The 6000-nt window shown below is 36.2% G+C and carries 8 protein-coding genes; 3 read left to right on the forward strand and 5 right to left on the reverse strand.

Features of this window, described 5'->3' with window-relative positions; genetic code table 11:
* The first annotated feature begins 528 nt into the window (after positions 1-528).
* Positions 529-1260: a hypothetical protein gene (locus M2273_RS16255; RefSeq protein ID WP_429398649.1), complete on the forward strand. Its 732-nt coding sequence runs from the start codon at positions 529-531 to the stop codon at positions 1258-1260.
* A gap of 100 nt (positions 1261-1360) precedes the next feature.
* On the opposite strand, the gene M2273_RS16260 is transcribed toward M2273_RS16255, so the two are convergent.
* Positions 1361-1633 (reverse strand): hypothetical protein, encoded by a 273-nt coding sequence (locus M2273_RS16260; RefSeq protein ID WP_429398651.1) that lies wholly within the window; start codon positions 1631-1633, stop codon positions 1361-1363.
* Positions 1634-2163: 530 nt separating this feature from the next.
* On the reverse strand, positions 2164-2544 hold the full coding sequence (locus M2273_RS16265; RefSeq protein WP_429398652.1) for a hypothetical protein: 381 nt from the start codon (positions 2542-2544) through the stop codon (positions 2164-2166).
* A gap of 140 nt (positions 2545-2684) precedes the next feature.
* On the opposite strand from M2273_RS16265, the gene M2273_RS16270 reads away from it, so the two are divergent.
* On the forward strand, positions 2685-2927 hold the full coding sequence (locus tag M2273_RS16270; RefSeq protein ID WP_429398654.1) for a helix-turn-helix domain-containing protein: 243 nt from the start codon (positions 2685-2687) through the stop codon (positions 2925-2927).
* 24 nt (positions 2928-2951) lie between these two features.
* On the opposite strand, the gene M2273_RS16275 is transcribed toward M2273_RS16270, so the two are convergent.
* The 3 genes from M2273_RS16275 to M2273_RS16285 form a co-directional block, all read right to left on the reverse strand.
* Entirely contained in the window at positions 2952-3452 is a 501-nt protein-coding gene (locus tag M2273_RS16275) for a hypothetical protein (RefSeq protein ID WP_429398656.1), read from the reverse strand.
* A gap of 146 nt (positions 3453-3598) precedes the next feature.
* Entirely contained in the window at positions 3599-3805 is a 207-nt protein-coding gene (locus M2273_RS16280; protein ID WP_429398658.1) for a hypothetical protein, read from the reverse strand.
* A 9-nt stretch (positions 3806-3814) separates the two neighbouring features.
* A complete protein-coding gene (locus M2273_RS16285; RefSeq protein ID WP_429398660.1) occupies positions 3815-4291 on the reverse strand; it encodes a hypothetical protein in 477 nt (158 codons plus the stop codon).
* Positions 4292-4694: 403 nt separating this feature from the next.
* Between M2273_RS16285 and M2273_RS16290 the strand changes: the two genes are divergently transcribed.
* Entirely contained in the window at positions 4695-5054 is a 360-nt protein-coding gene (locus M2273_RS16290; RefSeq protein WP_429398661.1) for a hypothetical protein, read from the forward strand.
* The last annotated feature ends 946 nt before the right edge of the window (positions 5055-6000 follow it).

The following is a 6000-nucleotide window of genomic DNA, read 5'->3' on the forward strand; positions in this document are numbered from 1 at the left end:
TAATCGCAACTTTACTAAAAGATATACGTCGCACTAAAATTTTAATCTATTGGTTCTAACCGTAATAAAATTTAACATCATCTCATACACTTAATAATCAAATACACAAAGTGTTAACAACTTGGGCATTTGTGTAAAACTATCATTAAAATTATAGGGTTTCAAACAATAACTTTGTTCCATAGGTGCCTGTAATGCGCTTGTAAGTAGTTGAAAGTTTGGTATTTGATTAAAGAAAACGATAATGACAATGAATATGAAGTCTGAAAAGTGTTCGAAGCACCGATCAGACTTCATTCACTCGGAGGCTTGTCACCTCCAACCAGGTTGGGATACCCTGGGCACTTTTTAATGGTTGAATAACAGAAGCAAAAGTCTATTTCCTTCACGAATTGAGCAACAAATGTTATGCACATTTTGTTGATAACCTTTAAAAAGCCTTTAAAACTATCTTCGGGTTGTACCCGTCAGCAACACCTTACTCAAGGTGGGTATTGCACGACTATTTAATCATTTAAAAGTACTTCTATGAAAATGTACCATTTAAAAGAGAAAATTAAAACGAAGATGAAAAAGGTAAATGAATATCCAAGGATTTCTGTAAATCCACTTTGCGAATATGTTGATGAGGCAACGGCCTCCAGACGAAATAGTATAATCAGGCAGTGTAAAACACCCGTATCGTTCATAACCAAATGGTATAATAGAGCAGAAGATTCACTATCATCCTATTTAACAAACGTTAGGGATGAACCTGCCTTTCTTTCGATTGAGGCCGATCGTATGAGAAATGTTATACCTTTTGATGTAATGGAAAAAAAATATGCCGTTGCGAGTTCAGACGCACTCAAATCATTTCTAAAATACGAATTAGAAGTACGTCATAAATTATCCTCGTTTAAACCTGAAATAGCCGTGCACAACCCAAACCACAAATTTATTTTAAGTGGTGTTCAAATTAGCTTACGTCCGGAATTAATCTTAAGAGATGAAAACGGGAAGCAACAGTTAGGATTCGTCAAGTTTTATTTTGGCAAGAATGAGCCCTTGGGAAAGGATAGAGGCGAATCGATGGCCTGTTTAACTAAACATTACTTCGAGAATGAATTTGGCTTTAATTTCAAAAGCGAGCATTGCATGGTTTTGGATGTTTACCGAGGCGAAATATTCACTTCTCCCAGGGCATATAAAAGAATTCTAGCTAATATCGAAGCCGCGTGTAAAGAAATTGCCGATAGATGGGATAAGGTTATTGTTTGATTATTTTGTTATTCATTAATACGAAAGGAGCTTACGTAATGTAAGCTCCTTTATGATTTAGATTCAGTACCTCTTAATAAGTCAGCTGGAAGCTGTTCTATTAATTGATCAGCTTCAAACTTCCCTCCATGTATCCTTTAAAAATTAATTGAGCACCATGTGGCATATATATGAGCAGATCAAAAGTTACTCCTGTTGCTGTATAGTGTTTACTAAGTGCAACGGTTGCAGTTCCTTTACATTTATCGTTTGAGTTTTCATACGACCAATCGAAAGTATGCTCCTCATGTTTCGCATTACTCTCTTTCTGAACAAGCTTCTGAACATCAATGTTATAGACGTATCCAAAAGATTGAATGTTTTCTTTATCCATTACACCACCAAAGGTCGTTGGCGTGTTTTGTCCAATCGTGTAAAACTGAAAGAATGCTTTGTTGGAAACGTAAATAGCTGAAAGGTCTTCATTGTTTATCCATGCATTAGTTACGATAAACTTAGCTAATGTAATCTATTTGGTAGATTTCGAATAGGAAATGATTAGCCAGATGAATGCGGCTATAGTCATGATGTAGGGCATATAAATAGGTTATTGTGGTTAACTAATCGATAAATAATGTAAAGAGCCTACCCTGAGGTGAGCTCTTCTTGATTTGCAATCAGTTATCTTGTAAAATGCAGCTTAGATATCCTTTAGAAAGAACGATCAGTCGATATTATAGTTTTTTATTAATCAATCCTTATACCCTTTGAAAATTGGAAGATTATAATTGTCCTTCTCTGTCATTGTTAATTCATGTTTAGATTCGTTAGTGAAGCTCTCAAGCCTTCCAGTGCAGACAATGTCCGTTATCAGAGATATAAAGTTGTCGCTTATATTATATAAGTGTGTTTTGGTCAGATCTGTTACAGTGTTTTGTACAACTCTAAACTTTTTGTTTTGCGATTAAGTATGCTTATTACAGAATAAGTACCATAGTCATTGATCATAACTTCAAACACATCGTTTCCACCATTAGTTGCAATATATTTTATGTGGTCGCCATCGTCAGCTCTTATAATAATCTTTCTAACGAAGTCATACATCACGTTCTGGAATTCCATAGTTAATCCATTGCCATATAGCCTTGCAACTGATCCCTTTTTTATAGCTTGAAAGGGTTCTTGTGTAGTTGACCCATCATTTTTTACTTTTCTATATGTTACTTCAGATAGGGTGTAAACCGTTTGACTAAACGAAAGCTTTGATAAAACAATAAATAGTAGGAGAAATAAAATTTTCTTCATTGTGATTAGTTTAGGCACCGATAGTCCTAAATCGGTAGGTTGTTTGATAATTACAGTGGACTTACTGTAACACGAAATTAGTAATTTACTTAGTTATTACTAAGCAATATGTAAGCTTTCTTTCTATTCTTTCGTATTTAATGGCAGCTAACCTTAAATCGGATATTGAAGCTTACGTAATCAATAAGGTGAAGGAGAAAAGAGTGCAACAAAATCTTTCTCAATCTGAACTTGCTGTTAGATTAAATGTATCAAATGGGTTTATAGGTCAGGCTGAAAGCTCCAACTCTCCTACCAAATATAACTTAAATCACTTGAATCAATTAGCAATCATTTTCAATTGTTCTGTAAAAGACTTCATTCCAGAAGAGCCTTTTAAATAGGAGCCAATAACTCCTATTCCAATTTTATGCTACTGCTTGCATTTGCTTTCTTCTAATTGTTGTAGGTTTGTATTTAATCAATTTAAAGCTGTGGTGCTTGTTCTTTTCCTCCATATACTCATACATTTCTGAACACGTATTAATGCACCAATCTGTTCTTATAGAGTCTTCAATATTGACTTCTGTGGCATCTTTTGAGGTGTATTTGTAAATGCTTCGGATAAAAGCTGAGGTAATCTTACTGTATTGATTGATTGCGAGAACCTGCTCGAAGCCGTAATGTATGGCCAGTACGTTTGTAGGGTGACACTCTAATCTGAGATAAAGTAATGGGTTAATGATTTCGTGGATGATCGTACCAACTTTTGGTGCTGTTTTGTCTTCCCTTTCCAGGCTGTAACGCATTTCATCCCGTTCAAGGGTGGATAACAGATGTTTGGCATTTTTATAAATATGGTAATAGCACTCTTTGACTACTTTATTATAAGGTAACTGATTTTGATTGACTTGTTGTTGCTGTTTCATGCTGATTTGGTTTAAGTGTTTGTAAATTGTTGTTAAATAAGAAATGCCTGGTCGATCAGACCAAGCATTTTGAAAGTGTGTTTGTAATGGATTTGGGAAGTCTTACCTTTTAAAGCAAGCGGTTGGATCATTAAATCTGAATTGTGTTAGGTATCATCCTTCACTTCATAAATACGTTTTAGGGGAACGAAGTAAGCTGAATCAATATGTTCCTGCTCCTCAAATGCGTTGTAAAGCAAACATTCTGATTTGAACCAGTCATATTCCATCAAGTCCTGAACAAATGGCCATTTGACTAAAATGTAAAGCTCATCAACAGATGTGGCACTGCTGAATAAATAATTGTTATCCATAATGGGGAATTAAAGGGTGTGAATGAATTGGCTTTCCTGATAGGCTAGGACGGCTTTGAAATGTTCCGGCAGTGCTGGCTGTTTGGGTGTGTGAAAGGCTCTGTTAATGCTGGTTGCGTACTTTAGGAGGTTCAATATTTCCGCTTCGAACGGGCAGTTATGAAAATCATATTCGATCTGCATTATAAATGTGAAGTCACATTCCAGCATAAAATAGAACTGATCGCAAATGAAGCCGTGGAGTCTAAAAGGATCTGTTGTATCGTCCTTATAATCTCTTTCAAAATAAGTTGTGCCTGGTTCGAGGTATTTCTCTTTAACCGTTTTGAGAATGCGGTGATATTGCATGGCAATAGTGTCATTAAGGTCTTTCAAGTGCTTGTGTTGAGTGCCTGGTCTGACTTGTTTCCAGCGTTTACTGATGCGGTAATATGCTTTTGGTGTTGCGGTAGGTTTAGTGTTTTCGGATTGATTTAGTAGTTCCATTTGTGCTTTCAGGTTGTTTTGAGGTGCGTAATTGGATTGTTTTGGATGTTGAAGCAAGTAATGAAGATAGGGTCAGGCAGCATTCTTAGTGAAATTCTGAGCTTCGTTAGAATTTCCTTATGCTGACTGGGATTTGTGGTTTGTGGCACGCTTCCCTTGCTTTTATAACACAAAACAAATCTTCTTTCATCGGGAACAGGATAGGGGGTACAACTCAAACCTCTCCTTCTGAAAAGAGCACACTCAAGAAATTCTACGGGAAATAATCACTTATAGGGAGGGGCGGTTTGTTTGGAAATACCCAGGGGCGTGCTTTAGCGAACTGCACCTTTTATCTTTCGACTAATAAAGAATGAGGTAACAGTTTATTTATACATATCTTTAAAGTTCTAAACCAAATCACATGAAAAAAATATTCTTATTACTATTACTCTCGTGCCCTTTATTCTGCTTTGCACAGACCGACACTACCACTATACAAAAACCGCATGAACAATATTGCATGATATTAGCCACTGCAAAGGTGTTTAGCTCTAAGGTTACTATAACCGTTGACTACGGACAAGAAACAAAATTTTGGCATTACACCGATTCGCGCATAAAAGATGATCAAGGCAAAGTAGTTAGTTTTAACTCTGTAATTGATGCTCTAAATTACATGTCAACGAAGGGATGGATATTTGTTAATGCATATGCATTATCTGAAGGCTCATCTGGAAAAGTATTAAATTACGTTATGCGAAGGCCAATAGAGAATCAATAACATTCATTAATGCCATTTTCTCGACAGCATTAATGCCAAATGTTATGTACTCCTAACTGCCAATATCCTGTAGTCTTAAATACCGATCACCCTCTAATAACATTACATTAAAGTGCATACTCTCTTTCGTTGGAATCATACTTACGTACCTACCTTTTTTAGTGGTAAACGGGTTCAGTTTTAGAATGACAGAGGTTACTTTGACGTTAATGCTTTCTTATGCAACTACTATTACGGCAGGGGTGTGGTTTTACAAAGTAATTCCAGCAACAAGCGAACAATTTACAGCATGAAACAAACACTCTTTTATAGCCTTAAGATCTGGTTAACAAGCGCGCTGATTAGTCCCCTGCTGTATCTAGTTCTTGATGCTTTAGTTAGACCCAAGTCCTTAGTAAACCTGGAAGGAGCTATTGGCTTTCTTTTGCTTTCAATACCTTATGGCATTATAATTTCTTCTCCTTGCTGGCTGTTACTATGGCTATCTTTACATTGTATGATGAAGCTAAGTATGAGCACTTTAATACTCAAAAGTTGTCTTTGTCTTATAGGACTCATACTTGCGTTACTTCCGTTTTTGCTTTTATTTGGCCACGATGATCCTATCACATACGTTACAACAATACCTTGGGCTATCTCTTATGGATTGACGGTTGTTGCCGGTGTTTGGTTTTATAAGCTTAAGCCTTCCCTTTATTCGGTTAAGGCATAGATTAACTGGCTGTTTGCTACTTTTATCATAAAGATAGCAAGCCTATGTGTTTGCGATATCCTTACTTAAGTACCTTTTAAATGAATGGTTTAGATGATTATATCAATGTATCAACGATCTTGTCACTTTCTCTAACTTCTGAATATTCCGCCGAATAGGGACCACCATTCCGCTGCAAAAGGGACCAGTGATGTAAGGTGTAAAAGAGCAGTCAAAGCTCCATCATCACTAAGC

Origin of the sequence: Mucilaginibacter lappiensis (assembly GCF_050433765.1) — a bacterium.
GTDB lineage: Bacteria > Bacteroidota > Bacteroidia > Sphingobacteriales > Sphingobacteriaceae > Mucilaginibacter > Mucilaginibacter lappiensis_A.

What these genes read in the sequence shown, in the direction of transcription:
- M2273_RS16260 (WP_429398651.1), bottom strand. Translation starts at nt 1,633, where the DNA reads ATGGATAAAGAAAACATTCAATCTTTTGGATACGTCTATAACATTGAT.
- M2273_RS16275 (WP_429398656.1), bottom strand. Translation starts at nt 3,452, where the DNA reads ATGAAACAGCAACAACAAGTCAATCAAAATCAGTTACCTTATAATAAA.
- M2273_RS16255 (WP_429398649.1), top strand. Translation starts at nt 529, where the DNA reads ATGAAAATGTACCATTTAAAAGAGAAAATTAAAACGAAGATGAAAAAG.
- M2273_RS16285 (WP_429398660.1), bottom strand. Translation starts at nt 4,291, where the DNA reads ATGGAACTACTAAATCAATCCGAAAACACTAAACCTACCGCAACACCA.
- M2273_RS16290 (WP_429398661.1), top strand. Translation starts at nt 4,695, where the DNA reads ATGAAAAAAATATTCTTATTACTATTACTCTCGTGCCCTTTATTCTGC.
- M2273_RS16270 (WP_429398654.1), top strand. Translation starts at nt 2,685, where the DNA reads ATGGCAGCTAACCTTAAATCGGATATTGAAGCTTACGTAATCAATAAG.
- M2273_RS16280 (WP_429398658.1), bottom strand. Translation starts at nt 3,805, where the DNA reads ATGGATAACAATTATTTATTCAGCAGTGCCACATCTGTTGATGAGCTT.
- M2273_RS16265 (WP_429398652.1), bottom strand. Translation starts at nt 2,544, where the DNA reads ATGAAGAAAATTTTATTTCTCCTACTATTTATTGTTTTATCAAAGCTT.